Here is a 20,216-nt window from a genome sequence, read left to right on the forward strand (position 1 = left end):
TCACTATTTATAGTGAGGCTTTTTTGTTTTTATAAGGTTAAAATTTTGAAGTAACAATAACAATCTTTTCATTATCAACATTGGTGGTAAAAAATATAAAAGAATCACCACCATCTTTAATATTGAATTTTTTACGAATTTCTTGAACTGTTTCAGGGAAGTTTCTTGTTGTAATGTTCGCTTTGGTTATGTTAAGTTTTTTAAGTGCTTTTTTATTGTAATCTATAATGTTTTCAATTTTAAAAGCTCTTCCAGGGAAATTTATTTCTATTTCACTAGTATATAAATGAGAATGCTTATGAAGTTTAAAAAGGTTTAACTTATTTGATATAGAATGAAACCCACCAGCTTTTAAAATAGCGCTATTAGGTTCGTATAAATAGGCTAGTGGTTTATTGTATTCAGAGTCTATTAATTTTTCATTTTCTAACGAAAAATTAAAAAGATCATTTTTATCTTTTTTAATGTTTACAGTTTCAATCGAAATTTCTCCTTCAAAGCCATCTTCTAAAATCCAAAGTAATTCTTTTACGTCATTGTTTATAGCAACAATATGAATGGTTTTAACATGTTTTAATTCATTAATGCCAACCGATAAATCGAGTAGGGGAGATGTTTTAATTAAGATGTTTTTAGAGTGCATAAAAAGTAATTCTAAATGTTGCGGAACATTAGGCAAGCAATCATTTAAAAAGAACACTTTTCCTTTGCTGTCATGTCGTCTAGATGGATCAATATAAATCCAATCAAAATTCTTGCTAGTGGTTTTTAAATACGCAATACCATCAGCATGAATGGTTGTAATATTTTTAACTTCTAACTGTTTGTAATTATGATTAACAATATTAGAAAGGCTTTCATTGATTTCGCAATGTTCTACTGTTTTAAAGCGTTTTGAAAAGAAAAAACAATCGACTCCAAAACCTCCTGTTAAGTCTATTATAGAATCGCCTTGAATTAATTCAGATTTGTATTTAGCTGAAATTTCAGAAGATGTTTGCTCAATATTTAATTTGTTAGGATAGTATATGCTTTTACAATGAAACCAAGTTGACAACTTCTTTTCGCAACGTTTTTTAGCTTCAATTTGTTCAATAATAGCTTTGGTTTCAACCGAAGAGAAATTAGTGCCTTTTAATAATAATGATGAAATATCTGAGTTTAAGTTTTTATTTATAAACTCTTGTATTTCAGTATTTAAAATTAATGTATTCAAGTGGACCTATAAGTCTTTAGTGAGTTTTTGAACAATTTTATTTTCAGATAAAAACTCCTTTAAAATAACTTTTATAGCAGTATAGGCTGGTATGGCAAGAATAAGTCCAATAATACCAAATAAAATTCCTGTTATTAAAATAACTAGAAAAATTTCTAACGGATGCGACTTTACGCTTTTAGAAAATATAATGGGTTGGCTACCAAAATTATCAACCAATTGCCCAATTATAAACACCACAAACACCCATAACGTTTTGGGTAAAATAATATCGCTAAAACTTTCGCCAAGGTTGCTGGTCATGGTAAGTGTAAGCATTAAAAAAGCGCCAATTAACGGACCAACATAAGGAACTAGATTTAGCAATGCACATAAAAAGGCAATAACTATAGCATTTTCTACGCCTATAATGAGTAAGCCAATAGTATAAATAATGAAAAGGATAAGTATTTGAAAAATTAACCCAACAAAGTATCTTGATAATAAATCTTTAATTTTTTCTGATGATTTTTTCCAACGCGATTCTTTATTGTCTGGTATAAAAGTCATGATGCCACTTTCAAAAAGTCTGCTATCTTTTAAAAAGAAAAAGGAAATAAAAAGCACCGAAAATAACCCAATACTAAAGCTTCCAAGTCCGCTAATAATGGAATTTAAAAAGTCTGGAATTAAAGAGTAATCTATTTTAGATAGAAAGTTTGATTCTTTTAAAGACTGCTCAATATCTATTTGATGAATATTAAAATATTCAATAATTTCAATATATAAATTCTCAATATTTCCTTGTAATTCATTAATATTTAAAAGAGATAAATTCTGACCTTGTTTAACTACTAAAGGAATAAATAAGCCAACTAAACCAACAAAAACACCTAGCAAAACTACCATTGTAACAATAACAGCGATGGTGTTTTTAAATTTTAGTTTTCTTTCTAAAAAAAGAACAATGGGTCTACCAATTAAAGAAATAACAGCAGCAATAGCAATATAGCCTATGACCGACTGTATTTGGTATAAAAAGAACAATACTAAGGCAATGCCCAAAATAATGCCGACAGCTCTTAGAATACCGTTTGAAATGGATTTAGAATTCATTTAGTAAATATAATAATTTGTATGCAACGAGGCTAAATAAGTTGTTTTGTCATTTCATATAAAGCAATGTTGGTGGCTTGAACCACATTCATGCTGCTGTTTTGTCCAAACATATTAATATGAATAACAGCATTAGACATTTTTAAAATGCTTTCCGATACACCAAAATTTTCATCACCAATAACCAATACAATTGGTTTTTCTGTTGAAAACTCGCATGTATGTATAGGACTGCTTTCACTTGTTATTTCTAATGAAATGATTTGATAATCATCTTTTTTTAAATCTTGAATAACTTTTGAAGCTGATTCACAGATGTTATAATCAACTACTTTTTCAGTTGACCTAGAGGTTTTTGTTATTTTTCGTCCAATGGTTATTTGTTCACCACAAAGTATTAATTTTTCAATACCAAAAGCATCAGAAATTCTAAATAAACTACCAATATTAGGGGGGTTAGTTACATTATCGCAAACAAGTGTTATTGGGAATTTTTTTGATTTAAAATTAGTGTTGTAGTGGGTGAGTTGCATGTTTAGTAGATCGGTTTTCAGTATTAGCTAACATTTTTTTGAGATTAATTTCCTTTTAAGAGGAGCCAAAGAATAAAACTCAGAACTAATATGAAAACTATAATTTTTAAGATTATTACAGCTAATAATTTGAGTGTAATTTCTTCGTCAGTATCTACATGAAAAAAATATTCAACTAAAACGATTAATAATTCTTTCATATATATTCGTGAATTCGTGGCTAATATTTAATTTTCAAAAACATATTTAATAATATTAGCGCCCATTTTAAGTGCTTTTTCTCTCACATCATTAGAGTCGTTATGTACTTCGGGGTCTTCCCATCCATCACCTAAATCACTTTCAAAAGTAAATAGTAACACCAGTCTATCTTCATTAAAAATACCAAAAGCTTGTGGACGTTTGCCATCATGCTCATGAATTTTTGGTAACCCATTAGGGAATTTATAAGCTATGTTGAAAATGGGATGAGTTGCTGGTAATTCTACTAAATCTTTATTCGGAAATACTTTTTTTAATCCTTTAGTTATATAAGGTTTTAAACCATAATTATCATCAATATGTAAAAAACCACCTGAGATTAAATAATTACGAAGGTTTTCTGCATCTGTTTCGCTAAAAAACACATTACCATGCCCTGTCATATGGATAAAAGGATATTGAAAAATATCGCTACTTCCTGTTTCTACGGTTTCTGGTTTTGAGCTTATTTTAGTGTCAATATGGTCGTTACAAAAGCTAATTAAATTTTTTAATGCCGTTGGATTTGCATACCAATCGCCACCACCAGGATATTTTAAAAGTGCTATTTCTTGAGAAAATATGCTTAAAGGTAAGAGTGAAAATATAAAAATGCAATATGCTTTCATATTATGGTTATTCGTTTATAAATGCTACGCTATGGCAAGCTACAATTGCAGCAGTTTCTGTACGTAATCTAGTGTTTCCCAAAGTTACAGGAATAAAATTGTTTTGAAGTGCTAATTCAATTTCTTTAGTTGAAAAATCACCTTCGGGTCCAATTAAAATAGTGATGTCTGTTTTAGGGTTTAGTTCGTTTTTTAAAGATTTTTTATCGGTTTCTTCGCAATGCGCAATAAATAAATCGCTATTAAAATCTTGTTTAATAAAGTCTTTAAACGAAATAGCGGTGTTAAGTTTTGGCATGTAACAGTTTAAAGATTGTTTTGTTGCCGATTGTAAAATTTTTTCAAAACGTTCTGTTTTGATAATTTTACGTTCGCTATGATCGCAAATTATAGGCGTAATGCTATCAATACCAATTTCGGTAGCTTTTTCTAAAAACCATTCGTAGCGATCGTTCATTTTTGTGGGCGCTACGGCTAGGTGTAAACTATAATCGCGTTTAGGTTGTAATGTTTTAGAAACAATAGTAACCATACATTTTTTTATATCTGGTATGGTAACTTTGGCATTAAACAACCAACCTTGTCCGTTTGTAATATGTAAAGTGTCTCCAGTGCTTTTGCGTAATACTTTTACAATATGTCTACTTTCTTCTTTATCAAAAGTGAATTGTGTGGTAGTGTCGGTTATATTTGGATTGTAAAAAAGCTGCATTATTTTATAGGTTCAACAATTTTTAATACTTCAATTTCAGATATTTCTTTGGGTTCATATGTCTTTAAAACAACGTAATACCAGTTTTTAGAAGGGATGTCAATCGTAAAAATATCATTTATTTCATGCTCGATACCTATTACTTTTTCTCCAAATTCGGGATGTATACTTTCTTTTAAAAACCAGCCTAAATCTCCACCTTTATTAGCATTGTGATCCATTGAATACTGTTTTGCTAAGAAATTAAAAGAAGCACCGTTTTTATATTTTTTAATTATGATATCTCTTAAATTTATTATTTTTTCAAGACTATATTTGGTGCCATCTAAATAAATACAGGACACTCTGTAATATATTTTTTTGGTTTTGCTTACTACTTTGTAAAGCGTTTTTTCAAATTCGTTTTCATTTACTTTAGTACTACCAACATGCATTTTAAAAAGTGCTTTTGCTAGTTGTGTTTTATGTTTTTCTTCATTAAAAGTAATTAATTTATTTTTCTTAGATTTTTTTGTTTCTAAATAGCTTTCAATTTGTGCTGCAGTTTCAATGGTTTCTAATTCTATCTCCGTAGCATTTTGAGCTTTTAAAATAGGAGAGAAGCAAATAAATAATAAAAGAAGTAATTGTTTAGACATAAGTAGGTTTTAAATTCAGCTTCAAATTTAACGGTATTACTGAAATATGAAGGTTATAGAAAAATAAGTTTTTAAGAAAGTGTTGTTTATAACTTAGGATGATATTAAATTTTCAACCTAGCAGAAGCCATTACACCTTGTTCAGCAAAATCGTTTTCTAAATACTTTAAATAACCAACAATGGCTATCATAGCAGCATTATCAGTAGTGAATTCAAATTTAGGTACATAGGTTGTCCATCCAAATTTGTGTTCACCATCTTTTAAAGCTTGTCTTATACCAGTATTAGCCGAAACACCACCGCCAATAGCAATATGATTAATCCCTGTTTGTTTTGTGGCAAGTTTTAATTTATCAATTAAAATTCCAATAATGGTATATTGAATAGAGGCACAAATATTATTTAAGTTCTCTACAATAAAATTAGGATTTGCTTTTACTTCACGTTGAATAAAATAAAGAATCGCTGTTTTTAATCCAGAAAAGCTAAAATTCAAACCATCTACTTTAGGCTTGGTAAATTGATAAGCTTTTGGATTTCCTAATTTGGCACGTCTATCAATTTCAGGTCCTGCAGGATAGCCTAAACCTAGAATTTTTCCGCTTTTATCAAAAGCTTCACCAACAGCATCATCAATAGTTTCGCCAATAACGGTCATGTCAAAATAATTTTCAACTTTAACTATTTGTGTGTGTCCACCAGAAATAGTCATCGCTAAAAACGGAAACGGTGGTTTTTTAAAACCTTCTTCATCTATAAAGTGTGCCAAAATATGTCCTTGCATGTGGTTGACATCTATTAAAGGAATGTTTAATCCGTAAGCCAAAGATTTTGCAAAAGATGTTCCAACTAATAACGATCCCATTAACCCAGGGCCTCTTGTAAATGCAATAGCATTTAACTGTTCTTTTGCGATGTTAGCTTTTTTTAGTGCTTGATGAACTACAGGAACAATGTTTTGTTGATGCGCTCTAGAAGCAAGTTCTGGTACAACACCACCATATTCTTCGTGTATTTTTTGATTAGCAACAACATTGCTTAAAATTTTACCGTTATGTATTACAGAAGCTGCTGTATCGTCGCATGAGGACTCAATTCCTAGTATATAAATATTTTGTGAAGCCATTAATGAAAATTAGGCATAATAATTGTTAATTTTGAAAACGATAGAACATCTATACAGTAATAGATTATCGTAAATACAAAACTACTCATTTATTTTTGTAATGAAATATAAATAGTTTAAGTAGTTTCGGTTAGATTTAAGTTTTAAATCAGTCAAAACTTAAGAAAACGGATGGTTTTCTTAGTAAAATTATAATTTTAGGAAGTATCAAAAAAATCTTTAAAATAATATCAAAAATAATCGGCATTTTATTGCTGCTTTTCATCATTTTGGTGTTAGTACTGTCTATACCATTTGTTCAAACAGGTATTGGTAATTATGTTACAAAACGAATTAATGATGATTTTAAAACCAATATAAACATAGATAGGGTTAGCTTACAATTTAATGGAGATGTAGAGTTAAAAAGCATTTATGTTGAAGATTATAAAAAAGATACGCTTATAAATATTGCTGAATTAAACACTTCGATTATTAATGTTCCTAATTTAATGAATGGTAAATTAACCTTTGGAGATATTGATATTTTCGATTTAGTTTTTAACATAAAAACTTACAAAGGTTCAAAAGACACAAATTTAGATGTTTTTGTTAACCGGTTTGAAGATGATAACCCTAGAACAGGAAAAAGTAGTTTCTTATTATCATCTAGCGATGTTTCTATTTATAATGGTGTATTTAGAATGTATGATGAAAATCGAGAGACAGTAAAACTATTAGAATTTACAAATTTAAATATTAATGCTACTAATTTTTTAATTAATGGTAGCGATGTAAGTACCCGTATTAATACTTTGGCTTTTAAAGACAGTAGGGGATTGGTTATGAAAAATTTAATGACTAATTTTTCATATACACCTAGTGGTATGACGTTTGATAATCTTGATATAAAAACACCAAAATCGGTTTTAAATGGCGATTTAAAGTTTACTTATAAGCGTGAAGATTTACAATTTTTTACAGATAAGGTTTTAGTGGATGCCAATTTTAAAGATTCTAGTGTGCAACTGGACGAACTAAACACTTTTTATAATGAGTTTGGAGCAAATCAAAAGGCCAATTTTAGTGCTAATTTATCTGGTACTTTAAACGATTTAGGTGTAAAGAATTTAAAGTTAAATACAAGTAGAAATACCAAGATTTATGGTGATATTCTTTTTAAAAACTTATTTAACAAAGAAGAAAATAATTTTTATATGAATGGCGATTTTAGCAATTTAACCTCTACATATAATGATTTAAAATCGCTATTACCAAATGTTTTAGGAGAAGCTATTCCAACGTCGTTTGATAGATTGGGACGGTTTACCATTGTTGGGAATTCACAAGTAACATCATCAAAAGTTATTGCTAATATTGAAATAGATACCGATTTAGGTTTTGTTGATTCTGATTTAGAAATTGATAAAATAAATGATATTGATAATGCGAAATATAAGGGGACAGTTATATTTGAAAAATTCGATTTTGGTACTTTTTTAAATGAACCAAATGTAGGGTTGGCGTCTTTAAATTTTGATGTAAAAGGTAATGGTTTTTTAGCAGAAAATGTAAATACACAAGTTAAAGGTGATGTGTTTGAAATTGTGTATAATAATTATAATTATACAGGTGTTAAGGTGGCTGGAAATGTTCGGAACAATATATTTGATGGTAATTTAATAGCAAATGATAGAAACTTAAGGTTAAACTTTACTGGTTTGGTAGATTTTTCTGAAGAAGTAAATAAATATGATTTTGAAGCTAAAGTTGATTATGCTAATTTAAATGTGCTAAATTTTGTTAAAAAAGACAGTGTTTCTATTTTTAAAAGTACTGTAAAAATGAATATGAATGCCAGTAGTTATGATGACGCTTTTGGTAAAATATCATTTAGAAATACATCTTATAAAAATGAAAACGATACCTATTATTTTAATGAATTTGATATTTCTTCAAGATTTACAGAAGATTTAAGATTTATCGAAATTAACTCTCCAGATATTATTGAAGGTGATTTAAAAGGCCGTTTTCGTTTTAAAGATTTAAAAAAACTTTTCGAAAATTCTCTTGGGCATATTTATACAAATTATGTGCCTCATAAAGTTGAAACCAATCAAAGTATCGATTTTAATTTCAAAATTTATAATAAAATTATTGAAGTTATTTATCCAGAAATTCAGTTAGGAAAAAATACGTTTATTCGTGGTAGAGTAGAAAGCGACGAGAAAAAGTTTAGACTTACATTTAAATCTCCCGAAATTAAAGTAGCAAATAATTTTGCTAATAATATTGAACTTCAGGTAGATAATAGTAATCCTCTTTTTAACACCTATGTAGAAGTTGATAGTTTAAATACTAAATATTATAATGTTTCTAAATTTAATTTAATAAACGTAACTGTAAACGACACCTTGTTTATGAGATCTGAATTTAAAGGTGGGAAACGTAATAATGATAGTTTTAATTTAAGTTTTTACCATACTATTAATCTGGAAAATGAATCGGTAATTGGTTTTAAAAAATCAGATGTTACTCTAAAAGACAATAAATGGTACATAAATGAAGATAAAGATCGATTTAATAAAATATCATTTGATAAAGCATTAAATTCATTCAAAATTGATGGTTTTAAAATAAACCATAACAACGAAGAAATTAAGCTTTCTGGCTTTGTAAAAGATTCTACTCAAAAAGATTTAAAGCTTAATTTTAATAATGTAGATCTCGCTAATATAACACCAGATATAGATAGTTTAGCCTTAGCAGGAAACGTAAATGGTAAGTTAGATATATTACAGAAAAACGGGAGTTATTTACCTAACTCCACGATTGTTATTGATGACTTCATGGTAAATGAATTTCCTTTGGGTTCATTTGATGCTACTATAACTGGAAATAAAACATTAACCACTTATAACGTAGATGCTCATATAAAAGACGATGTTTTAAAGTCTTTTTCTGCTAAAGGAGATATAAGTATTATTGGAAAAAAAGCGAGTATTGATGTCGATTTAGAATTTGATGATTTTAATTTATTTCCTTTAAATCCCTTGTTAGAAGATGTATTATCTAATATTAGGGGAATTGTTACAGGAAAAGCAAAAGTAATAGGAAACCTTAATCATCCAGATATTAATGGTAATCTTATTTTAAATAAATCAGGATTAGGAATTCCATATTTAAATGTAGATTACGATTTTGCAGATAAAGCCTCAGTAACACTTAAAAATCAAAGTTTCATATTTAATAAAATACAGTTAACAGATACAAAGCACAAAACAAAGGGAGAATTAAAAGGCGCATTAAGTCATGTTAATTTTTCTAACTGGAGTTTAGGCCTAGATTTAACAACACCAAGGTTGTTAGTTTTAGACACCAAAGATGCAGAAGATGCTTTGTATTATGGTACAGGTTTTATTGGTGGTAGAGCCAGTATATATGGACCAACAGATCAACTTGTAATTAGTGTAGCTGGTGAAACAAAAAAAGGAACAGTATTTAAAATACCTTTAAATGATGCTGAATCTTTTGGAGATAATACATTTATAAACTTCCTTACTAAGGAGCAAAAGTTAGCTAGAAAAAGAGGCTCAGATTTTATAATAAATGATATAAGGGGCTTAGAATTAGATTTTGATTTAGATGTAACGCAAGATGCTGAAGTTGAAATTATTATTGATAAAAACACAGGACATTCTTTAAAAGGTCGAGGAGTTGGAGGACTTTTAGTAGAAATAAATACGACCGGTAAATTTAATATGTGGGGAGATTTCTCTGTTTTTGAAGGGGTTTATAATTTCGCTTATGGTGGTTTGGTACAAAAAGAATTCATAGTACAACCGGGTGGTACTATTGCTTGGGAAGGAGATCCTTTAAAAGCAAAAATAGACATGTTAGCTATTTATAAAACTCAGGCTAATCCATCTCCGTTGCTTGAAAATCCAATTAATAGAAGTATTCCTGTGGAATTAAATATTGCTTTAACTGGTGAGTTAGAACAACCAGAACCAAAGTTTAGTTTTGAGTTTCCTAATGTAAACTCAACTATAAAGTCAGAGCTTCAATATCGTTTAGAGTCTGAAGATGAAAGAGGAAATCAGGCACTATTTTTTTTAGCATCCGGAGGTGCATTTCAACCAAGAGGATCAGCAGAAATCAATGTTTCAGGAACCATTACAGAACGTCTTAATGGTATTTTAAATGGTATTTTTTCAAATAGTGATGGAAAATTTAATGTAGGTTTAAATTACGAAGCAGGACAAAACAGGCCAGATTATCAAACTGACGATAGAGTTGGTGTAACCTTGCAAACCCAGATAAGCGATCGTGTTATTATAAACGGTAAAGTAGGTGTTCCTGTTGGCGGAGCTAGTGAAACCGTAGTTGCAGGTGATGTTGAAATAGATTTTTTATTAAACGAAGAAGGGACTTTAACGGCAAAAGTCTTCAATAGAGAAAATAGTATCAGAAACTTTGGAGAGGCTATAGGCTATACGCAAGGTGTAGGACTTTCTTATAATGTTGATTTTGATACGTTTAAAGAATTACTTCAAAGGTTTTTTAAAAAGCCTAAAAAAGAGGAAGTTATTCAAGATAAACCAATTGAAGAAAGTGAAAGTGCATTCCCTGATTTTGTAACTACAAAGGCAGTTTCAGATAAATAAATTGTTATTTTAAGTATAGATTTTATATTAATATTTCAACAATTCATTTTTTTTATTAACTAAAACGTTATAGTTTAGCTTGTCATATTAAAATATTGTAAATGCTATCGTTTTATAGTTTTTGTTTAGTAATTTTACGTTAAAATATTAGAATTTAATGCCAAGAACAATAAAAAAACTTGCTGTTTTAACATCTGGAGGTGATTCTCCAGGAATGAATGCAGCCATAAGATCTGTAGTTAGAGCATGTGCATATCATGAAGTTGAATGTGTTGCTGTTTACAGAGGTTATGAAGGCTTAATGGAAGGCGATTTTAAAGTTATGGATGCCCGTAGCGTAAGAGGTATTATCAATAAAGGAGGTACTATTCTAAAATCGGCTCGATCCAAAGCTTTTAGAACCAAAGAAGGAAGACAACAAGCATTTGAAAAACTAGTAGCAGCAGAAATTGATGGATTGGTAGTTATTGGTGGTGACGGAACATTTACAGGAGCCATGATTTTTAATCAAGAATTTGATTTTCCTGTAATGGGAATTCCAGGTACTATTGATAATGATATTGTAGGAACCTCTCATACACTTGGTTTTGATACTGCTTTAAATACCGTAGTTGATGCTATAGATAAAATTCGTGATACTGCAAGTTCACACAACAGATTATTCTTTATAGAGGTTATGGGGCGCGATGTAGGTCATATTGCGCTTAATGTTGGTATTGCCGGTGGAGCTGAAGAAATTCTAATTCCTGAAGAAGATTTAGGTTTAGATAGACTTGTAGATTCTTTAAATAGGAGTAGAACTTCAGGGAAATCATCTAGTATCGTAGTTGTTGCTGAAGGCGATAAAATAGGTAAGAATATTTTTGAGCTAAAAGAATATGTTGATGAAAACATGGAAGGCTATGATGTTAGAGTATCTGTACTTGGGCACATGCAACGTGGAGGTGCACCTTCATGCTTTGACCGTGTTTTAGCTAGTAGAATGGGCGTAAAAGCTGTAGAGTCTTTATTAGAAGGAAAAACCACTTATATGGTTGGACTTATAAATAACAAAATGGAATTAACACCTTTAGATAATGCTATCAAAGGAAAAACAAAGATAAACTTAGAATTATTGCGTGTCTCAGATATCATGAGCACTTAACATTTATAAACAAGAATATGTCAAAATTAAAAATTGGAATTAACGGATTTGGTAGAATAGGTAGAATTGCTTTTAGAGTAGCAGCTTCAAGATCAAATGATATTGAAGTAGTAGGAATTAACGATTTGTTAGATGTAGAACATTTAGCTTATTTATTAAAATACGATTCTGTTCACGGACAATTTGATGGAACAATTTCTACAAATAATGGAAACTTAGTAGTAAACGGAAACGAAATTAGAATTACTGCAGAGCGTAACCCTGAAGATTTAAAATGGGATGCTGTTGGAGCTGATGTAGTTTTAGATTGTACAGGTATCTTTACAAATTTAGAAGGAGCTCAAAAACACATTACTGCTGGAGCCAAAAAAGTTGCAATTTCTGCACCATCTGCAGACGCTCCAATGTTTGTAATGGGAGTGAATCATAAAGATATTACTGCTGCTGATACTATTGTATCAAACGCATCTTGTACTACTAACTGTTTAGCGCCATTAGCTAAAGTAATTAACGATAAATTTGGAATTGCTGAAGGTTTAATGACAACTGTTCACGCAGCTACAGCAACACAATTTACAGTTGATGGACCATCAAGAAAAGATTACAGATTAGGTCGTGCTTCTTTAAACAACATTGTACCTGCTTCAACTGGAGCAGCTAAAGCTGTTGGAAAAGTAATTCCTGAATTAAACGGAAAATTAACTGGTATGGCTTTCAGAATTCCTACTGTTGATGTATCTGTTGTAGATTTAACATGTCGTTTAGAAAAACCAGCTCCTTGGGCTGAAATTAAAGCTGCTTTAAAAGATGCTTCTGAAGGAGAATTAGCTGGTGTTTTAGGATATACTGAAGAAGGTGTTGTATCTCAAGATTTCGTGTCTGAGCCTAAAACAAGTACTTTTGATGCTAACGCAAGTATGTCATTAAATGATGGTTTTGTAAAATTAGTTTCTTGGTATGATAATGAGTTTGGTTACTCAACTAAATTAGTTGATTTAGCTCAACATATCGGATCACTTTAATATATTATTAATTTAAGACTCCACAAAAATATACGCTAAGGTGTATATTTTGTGGAGTTTTTTTATTTTCAAGCTTATGATTTTAATTGTTGATAGTGGCTCAACAAAATCCGATTGGATTGCCGTAGATAATAATGGAAACCAGTTATTAGAAAAAATGCGTACAAAAGGGCTTAACCCTGCCATTTTATCTGAAAAGAAACTCTATAAAATAATTAAGAGCAACAAGCATTTAAAGAGTCATAGAAAAGAAGTTACACACGTCTTTTTTTATGGAGCAGGTTGTGGTACAGAAAATCCTAATGAACTTTTAAAAGGCGTATTACAAGATATATTTGCTAATGCACATGTAGAAGTTAACGAAGATACGTTGGCTGCTGTATATTCAACTATTAATCATCCTAAAGAAGCTGCTGTTGTTTGTATTTTAGGTACAGGCTCTAATTGTAGTTATTATGATGGTGAAATGGTACATCAACGCGTAAACTCTTTAGGCTATACACTTATGGATGATGCTTCAGGTAATTATTATGGTAAGCAACTTATTAGAGATTACTACTTTAATCATATGCCAGAAGATGTAAAAATAGCTTTTGGTAGTAAGTTTAATATGGAATCGGACTATATAAAGTATAACTTATATAAACAACCTAATCCTAATGCTTATTTAGCAAATTTTGCCGAATTTATGTTTTTACATAAAGATTCACCGTATACTATTGAGCTTATTAAAAAAGGAATTCGTTTGTTTGCAAACTCTATGATTTTTCAATATAAAGAAGAATTAAAAACAGCACCTGTGCACTTTGCTGGTTCTATTGCGTATTTTGCTCAAGACGAAATAAAAGAAGTTGCAGAAGAAATGGGCTTTACAGTTGGAAATTTTGAACGCAGACCTATTGAAGGCTTAGTTGCTTATCACACAAAAGATTTATAGTTTAAATTTATAAACCATACAATAGTAAAACCTTTAAGCATGAAATATGTTTAAAGGTTTTTTTGTTTTGTAAATTTGAAATTCAATTAAAAGATTAAATTTTTGAATACTCATACAGCCATTTACATTTCTAATAACGACGATAAAAAAAAGCTTCTTGAAAGCATTCAAAAACAAGCTTTAGTAAGTGATTTGTCAAATTTAAAAGGCGCACTGTTTTCAGAAATAGCTTTAAATAAATTTATTTTAAACGAAACACGTTACGGTCATTTTGATGTAACCACGCAAACTAAAAATAGTTTAAAAAATTCGTCTCAAGGCGAACGTAAAAAAGCCTTATTAAACCATATAATTGCTCAAAATCCAGAATACATAATAGTTGATAATGTTTTTGATAGCCTGGATGTAGAAGCACAACAAATCATTCAAAAGACTTTAGAAAATTTAAGTCGAAACGTTTTAATTATACAAATTACCAACAGGAAACGCGATTTATTACCATTTATAGATGCTATATACAAATGGCAAGCAGGTAAATTAGAAACGCTTAACAAGGTTGAAAAACCTTTAGAAACAAAAATCTTTATTGAAGATTTACCACCGCCATACAATCCTATTGATACCAACTTAGATACCTTAGTAAAACTTAATAATGTTACAGTAAAATATGGTGAACACATTATTGTTAATAATATTTATTGGAACATTAAACAAGGAGAATTTTGGCAATTAATTGGTCCTAACGGATCGGGAAAAAGTACCTTGATAACACTTATAACTGGCGACAACCCAAAGGGTTTTTTGCAAGATATGGTATTGTTTGGGATGCAAAAGGGGAGTGGCGAAAGTGTTTGGGAAATTAAAAGAAACATAGGTTATTTTTCTTCTGAAATGCTACGAGGTTTTATGCGTTCAGATTCTATTGAAAATATGATAATTTCAGGGTTCCTTGATTCTATTGGACTTTATAAATTTCCGTCGGACAGACAAATTCTAATAGCACATCAATGGTTGCGTATTTTAAATATGTACCATATAAAAGATAAGAGTTTTCAATTTTTATCTGATGGACATAAACGTCTGGTATTAATTGCTAGAGCTATGGTAAAGCAACCGCCTTTACTTATTTTAGATGAACCTACTAACGGACTTGATGATGCCGATGCCGAAATATTCGCAGAGTTAGTCAATAAAATAGCAACAGAAAGCACTACAGCCATTTTATATGTATCGCACCGAAACGAAGAAAAGCTTCTTAAACCAGATTTTATATATGAATTGGTACCAGAAGAAACTGGTTCTGTTGGAAAGTTAATAACTGTTTAATATTTTATTTTGTAATAAAATACGTGGTTTGTTATAAAGTTTTATCTTTACAGTATAACAGCAACAAAACCCTTACCATATCCTAACTTATTTGCGGGATATGATCAATAAAAGTAATTATATAACAAGTTGTACGTAAGCTAAAAAAAACCAATATGAAAAAAACCTTTTTAATATTTTTATCAATAGTTGTTTTAAGTTGTTCCAATAACGACGATTCTACTCAAAACTCAAATCCAAACCAGTTGTTTCTAAAGCAAATCAATAAAAACGGTCTTATCTCTAGTAAATACTTATACCAAAATGAATTAGTATCATCTAGAGAATATTATGACTCTGGTGAATTATGGAGAACTGAAACCTTAGAATATTCAGGAAATACTATATCTATTAATAGTTACAATTCCTCTGGAGAACTGACTCAAATAAGAAAGTATTATGCAATTTCTGAAAGCACATTTAGAAGAGATAGATATAATTCTAACAATGAACTGACAAATTATAGAATACATACTTTTTCTGACAATAATTGTGGTTTCGTTAGTATCGGTTTTTACAACAACAACGATGTATTGACTTCTACAAATACATTCCAATATTTTGATGATAATTGTAGTATGGAATCAATAAATTTTGATTCTAATAATGAAATAGTTTTTACAGAAGAGTGGATAAGAGATGACAAAAACCAATACAGGAAAAATGAAATATTAGATTTCTTTAGAGCTGATAATTTAGGAAATACAACAATTTTTAATAGATGGGATTCTCAAAATAATATCGAAACAGAATACTCATATGAATCATCGTTTGAATACAATACATATGATTATCCTATAAGTGAGCAAAGAAATTACTTAAACGGAACTTCAGACGAATTCACATACGAGTATTATTAAAAGCCTACGTACAACACCGTGTATAATTAATTGCTTTGGCAAGTGATTATTTGGAAAATTCCTTCGGAATTTTTTCGCGTCCGTTTTTGTTTACTAAATTAGTTGCTTAACCACGCAACTAACCATACACAAACACGTTACCTGCAAGCTGAAATGACAAACGCAGAACAAAATATCAAAACGCCATTTAATGAGGAATTCTGCACTCGATTAGAATACCGAATTTGTCACGAATTGGAAAAATCGACTGACCCTGAATTAAAGGGATTTTGGTGCGATGGAGTTTCTTGGTTTCCGACAGAAAATCAGTTGACTAAAAAATACGTGAATGATAAACGGAAAATAGAAACAAAATCGTGGATTGGAAAAACGGGACAAACTGAATTTAAAGCGACCATATATTTCGGACAAAAAGCGTTGAGCAAATACGCAAAAGGATTGGATTTGACCGAAACAATTCCCGAATTGGAATCGGATTCGGAATGGATTGAAATTGACCTTGAAAACAAAACGATTGAAATAAAACTGACTTAAAAAGCCAGCAGGTAACAACGTGTATAATTAATTGCGGCTGAATTTCCTCTCGGAAATTCAATCTTATTAATTATCTTTCGGTTACGGCGGAAAATGACTGCGTCCTTTCCCGCAACTAATCATACACAAACCCGTTGTACACAAGCTCTGAAAAGCCAACCACACAGTCAAGCACATTTCATTTTGCTCGTGCCTCACAAAATAAAAAGAGCTTGCCTTTTTCCACCGCATCCGAATGAATTGAATATCCCGAAAATCTAAATAATCATCCTATTTTTATATATTTGTGTCAAACATTTCTAAAGATGACAGAAATAGGAAAACTCTTGGACAAAAAATCAGTTAATAAAGCTGAAATATCCAGAAGAACAGGAATTAGTGCTTCACGTCTAAGCGAATTAAGTTTAAAAAAATCTACTCGTCTAACAGCTGAAGAACTTTATTTAATTGCATTGGCAATTGACATTGAACCTGTTGAAGTATTAGAGGAAGTTTGTAAGCACTTAAAATTAGAGAATCATTAACGATGGCGGATATACCTTTCACAGTTTCGGCAAGAACAGCAAGATTAATTGGACGTGAAAATGTTGCTAATGCAGAAGGAGCATTAATTGAACTTGTCAAAAACTGTTATGATGCAGATTCTGAAAACTCAATAATCTTTCTAGACAAAACTAACAGTACAATTCTTATAATTGATACTGGTGATGGAATGGACGATAAAATCATTTCAGAGCAATGGATGACCATTGGAACAGATGATAAATTATACAATGCTGTCACAAAATCAGGAAGAATAAAATCAGGAGCAAAAGGTATTGGGAGATTCGCTTTAGACCGTCTTGGTGAAACTTGTTCAATGATAACTTTCCCTAAAACTAAAAACAACTTTGGCTTTAAATGGGATGTTGATTGGAATAAATTTGAGAGAAAGGACAAAGACGGTAGAAATGTCAAGATTAATGAAGTGTTTGCACAAATAAATAATATTGAAGATTCAAATTATTTTAGTCAATTAAAGAGGAATATCACCAATAAAAAAGTTATTTCAATACTTGAAGAAATCAATAGTAAAAAGCCTATTATTAATGGTACAGCAATATTTATAAAAAATTTAAGAGACGATTGGTCTGATTCAAACATTTCAAAGGTTTTTCAAACTCTTGAACTATTAAATCCACCGGAAGGCTTAAATAAAATTAAAATATGGCTATTAAGTAATGAGGAACCAAATAAATATGGATTAGTTGAAAATGAAGAGTTTAGAGATTATGATTATAAGTTAACAGCTAAATACAAAAAAAACGAAAAGTTCAATATTAAAATTCAAATTCACAGAAATGAATTTGATTATAACTTGATACCTAAAGAACTCTTCAATTATGAAGATATGCAAGAGTTTCCTTTTGATAAAGAAACCTTTAAAAATGAAGAGTTTGAAATTGAACGAACTTTTAATGAAATAATTAAAGGTGTAACTAATGAAAAAGGAATTTTTGATAACATTGGAGATTTTGAATTTACTTTTTATTTCCTTAAAAACAGTTTTACTACAAAAGATAGAGAGAAATTCTATTACAAGGAATTTTTAGGAAATCGTGGTAAATGGATTGAGAAGTTTGGAGGCATAAAATTATATAGAGATGATTTTAGAATCAGGCCTTATGGAGAAATTAATACTCAAGCATATGATTGGTTAATGCTGGGTGAAAGATATGGACAAAACCCAGCTGCATTTTCGAGAAAAGGAAGTAGAGTGAGGCCTAACCAAGTAGCTGGAGTAGTAAAATTTTCAAGAATAGACAATCCTCATTTAGAGGACAAATCAAACCGAGAAGGTATTCAAGAAAGTGCAACATTTGAATTTTTTAAAAACCTTTTACTGGGTTTAATAAAAGTACAAGAAGATGACAGAAGTACAGTAGGTTTTAATCTGGATAAACTAAATTCTGAGATAAATAAAGAGGAGGAAATTATTGATGAAAGCGGAAACATTGCTAATGAAGATAATGATGAAAACGAGTCACAGGAAGATACAAAGTCTAAAAACAAAAAACTAAAACAAGGCGTAAAAGCTAGGGATAAAAAACTTTCGGAAAAAGAAGATGAGTTAGCAACCTCAAGAGCAATGGCATCGGCAGGAATAATGATAGCAAGTTTTTCGCACGAATTCCACGGTATAAAAAACAACCTCACTTCTAGAATTTTTCTTCTGAAGCGAAAATTACATAAAGTGATTAATGAGGAAGATTTAAATAGTAAAGAAGAAGGAAAAAAGTTGAGCGATGAAATTGAAAAACTATATAGACAAGACCAAAAACTTAAACAGTGGATTGAATTTGCAATTGGTTTAACGAAGAAAGACAGAAGAAAAAACAAAAAAATAAACCTTATTGATTATTTCTCAAACTTTAATAAGGACTGGAATAGTAATCTATTTAAGGAAAGGGATATTTCATTTTCTTATGATTATGACCAAAGTAATAAAGATTCATTCACAACTAATATTTCAGAATTAGATTTAGATACAATTTTCGATAATTTAATAACCAACTCTATAGAAGCCTTTCAAAGAAATGGCGTTAAAGGTGAAAGGAAAATATCAATTAAACTAGAAATCGAAAGTAAAAACATCAAAGTTCAATATACCGATAATGGTCCTGGAATAGTCAAAGACTACACTAAAATCAACGATATTTTCAAACCTTTTGAAACTTCTAAAACAGATGATTTAGGGAATCAAATTGGAACAGGACTTGGGATGTGGCTAGTAAAATCAGCAATTGATAGTAATAAAGGTAAAGTTCTATTGTCTCGACCTTCTAAAGGTTTTGAAATCACGTTTTGGTTTAAAAAAATTAATTAATATGAAATATACATTAGGAATACTTGATGAAGAAATAGAACAAATAGATACTATTGAAGCTGCATTTGAAGATGTATTTAATATTGTTAAGATTGAATATGCAAGATCAATAGAAGACCTTATTGATATTATTAAATCTGAGAAAATTGATGTTCTATCTATTGATTATAAATTAAAAGACCACAATAAAGGGTTTGAATTCAATGGTGATTATTTTTTTAATGAATTATTAGAAAAATTCGGTGAATTTCCTGCTTTTGTACTGACACAAAATGTTTTAAATGCGAAAAAAGAGAGCAAAAAAATTAACCCAAGATTTATTGTTGATAAGGCAGAAATACATTCTTTTTTAAATCCAGATAACAAAGTTGAAAAAAAGAAATTCGTTGAAGATTTGATATATGAGATTGAAATTCATCAAAATAAAATTCAAGAAGATATAAATGAATTAAAAGCTTTAGAATCTTTATTAGAGAAAGGAGAAAAATTAGGAGATAAAGAAAATAGATATATTGAATTAAATAACAAATTATCAAAATCTCTATCAGGATATGATGCATTACCTCAAAAATATTTTAGTGAAGGTACCAATGAAAGATTAGATTTAATAATTAAGCAGACTGAAGAGCTTCTAAAAAAATTAGATTAAGAT

17 protein-coding genes are annotated in these 20,216 nt (G+C 29.9%); 10 read left to right on the plus strand and 7 right to left on the minus strand.

The window, feature by feature from the left end:
- Positions 1–37 precede the first annotated feature (37 nt).
- From ACH5TW_RS01890 to tsaD, 7 genes are all read right to left on the minus strand, one after another.
- Positions 38–1,216, minus strand: a complete 1,179-nt coding sequence (locus ACH5TW_RS01890) for a THUMP-like domain-containing protein (RefSeq protein WP_439334780.1) — start codon at positions 1,214–1,216, stop codon at positions 38–40.
- Positions 1,217–1,222: 6 nt separating this feature from the next.
- Positions 1,223–2,311, minus strand: coding sequence for an AI-2E family transporter (locus tag ACH5TW_RS01895; RefSeq protein WP_439334781.1), 1,089 nt, complete (start codon positions 2,309–2,311; stop codon positions 1,223–1,225).
- Between the two features lie 32 nt (positions 2,312–2,343).
- On the minus strand, positions 2,344–2,844 hold the full coding sequence (locus ACH5TW_RS01900) for a TrmH family RNA methyltransferase (RefSeq protein WP_439334782.1): 501 nt from the start codon (positions 2,842–2,844) through the stop codon (positions 2,344–2,346).
- Between the two features lie 227 nt (positions 2,845–3,071).
- The gene (locus ACH5TW_RS01905) at positions 3,072–3,713 is read right to left on the minus strand and encodes a DUF4159 domain-containing protein (protein ID WP_439334783.1); all 642 of its coding nucleotides are present in this window, start codon (positions 3,711–3,713) and stop codon (positions 3,072–3,074) included.
- A 7-nt stretch (positions 3,714–3,720) separates the two neighbouring features.
- Positions 3,721–4,425, minus strand: coding sequence for a 16S rRNA (uracil(1498)-N(3))-methyltransferase (locus ACH5TW_RS01910; protein WP_439334784.1), 705 nt, complete (start codon positions 4,423–4,425; stop codon positions 3,721–3,723).
- Complete coding sequence (locus tag ACH5TW_RS01915; RefSeq protein WP_439334785.1) at positions 4,425–5,063, minus strand: peptidylprolyl isomerase; 639 nt, start codon at positions 5,061–5,063, stop codon at positions 4,425–4,427. The genes ACH5TW_RS01910 and ACH5TW_RS01915 overlap by 1 nt, the downstream gene beginning before the upstream one ends.
- Positions 5,064–5,167: 104 nt before the next feature.
- Positions 5,168–6,190, minus strand: coding sequence for a tRNA (adenosine(37)-N6)-threonylcarbamoyltransferase complex transferase subunit TsaD (gene tsaD, locus ACH5TW_RS01920; RefSeq protein ID WP_439334786.1), 1,023 nt, complete (start codon positions 6,188–6,190; stop codon positions 5,168–5,170).
- Positions 6,191–6,441: 251 nt separating this feature from the next.
- On the opposite strand from tsaD, the gene ACH5TW_RS01925 reads away from it, so the two are divergent.
- The 10 genes from ACH5TW_RS01925 (at position 6,442) to ACH5TW_RS01970 (ending at position 20,213) form a co-directional block, all read left to right on the plus strand.
- Positions 6,442–10,836 (plus strand): translocation/assembly module TamB domain-containing protein, encoded by a 4,395-nt coding sequence (locus tag ACH5TW_RS01925; RefSeq protein WP_439334787.1) that lies wholly within the window; start codon positions 6,442–6,444, stop codon positions 10,834–10,836.
- Between the two features lie 157 nt (positions 10,837–10,993).
- Positions 10,994–11,980 (plus strand): 6-phosphofructokinase, encoded by a 987-nt coding sequence (pfkA, locus tag ACH5TW_RS01930; protein WP_439334788.1) that lies wholly within the window; start codon positions 10,994–10,996, stop codon positions 11,978–11,980.
- 17 nt (positions 11,981–11,997) lie between these two features.
- Complete coding sequence (gap, locus tag ACH5TW_RS01935) at positions 11,998–13,002, plus strand: type I glyceraldehyde-3-phosphate dehydrogenase (protein ID WP_439334789.1); 1,005 nt, start codon at positions 11,998–12,000, stop codon at positions 13,000–13,002.
- A gap of 76 nt (positions 13,003–13,078) precedes the next feature.
- On the plus strand, positions 13,079–13,939 hold the full coding sequence (locus ACH5TW_RS01940) for an N-acetylglucosamine kinase (RefSeq protein ID WP_439334790.1): 861 nt from the start codon (positions 13,079–13,081) through the stop codon (positions 13,937–13,939).
- A 102-nt stretch (positions 13,940–14,041) separates the two neighbouring features.
- Entirely contained in the window at positions 14,042–15,265 is a 1,224-nt protein-coding gene (locus ACH5TW_RS01945) for an ATP-binding cassette domain-containing protein (RefSeq protein ID WP_439334791.1), read from the plus strand.
- A 155-nt stretch (positions 15,266–15,420) separates the two neighbouring features.
- On the plus strand, positions 15,421–16,164 hold the full coding sequence (locus ACH5TW_RS01950) for a hypothetical protein (protein WP_439334792.1): 744 nt from the start codon (positions 15,421–15,423) through the stop codon (positions 16,162–16,164).
- A 102-nt stretch (positions 16,165–16,266) separates the two neighbouring features.
- Positions 16,267–16,698 carry a hypothetical protein gene (locus tag ACH5TW_RS01955; RefSeq protein ID WP_439334793.1) on the plus strand — a complete coding sequence of 144 codons (432 nt, stop codon included), beginning with the start codon at positions 16,267–16,269 and terminating at the stop codon, positions 16,696–16,698.
- A 305-nt stretch (positions 16,699–17,003) separates the two neighbouring features.
- Entirely contained in the window at positions 17,004–17,222 is a 219-nt protein-coding gene (locus tag ACH5TW_RS01960) for a helix-turn-helix domain-containing protein (protein ID WP_439334794.1), read from the plus strand.
- Between the two features lie 2 nt (positions 17,223–17,224).
- A complete protein-coding gene (locus ACH5TW_RS01965) occupies positions 17,225–19,564 on the plus strand; it encodes an ATP-binding protein (RefSeq protein ID WP_439334795.1) in 2,340 nt (779 codons plus the stop codon).
- A gap of 1 nt (position 19,565) precedes the next feature.
- Entirely contained in the window at positions 19,566–20,213 is a 648-nt protein-coding gene (locus tag ACH5TW_RS01970; RefSeq protein ID WP_439334796.1) for a hypothetical protein, read from the plus strand.
- Positions 20,214–20,216: the final 3 nt, after the last annotated feature.

Origin of the sequence: Thalassobellus sediminis, assembly GCF_044386045.1 — a bacterium.
Lineage (GTDB): Bacteria > Bacteroidota > Bacteroidia > Flavobacteriales > Flavobacteriaceae > Thalassobellus > Thalassobellus sediminis.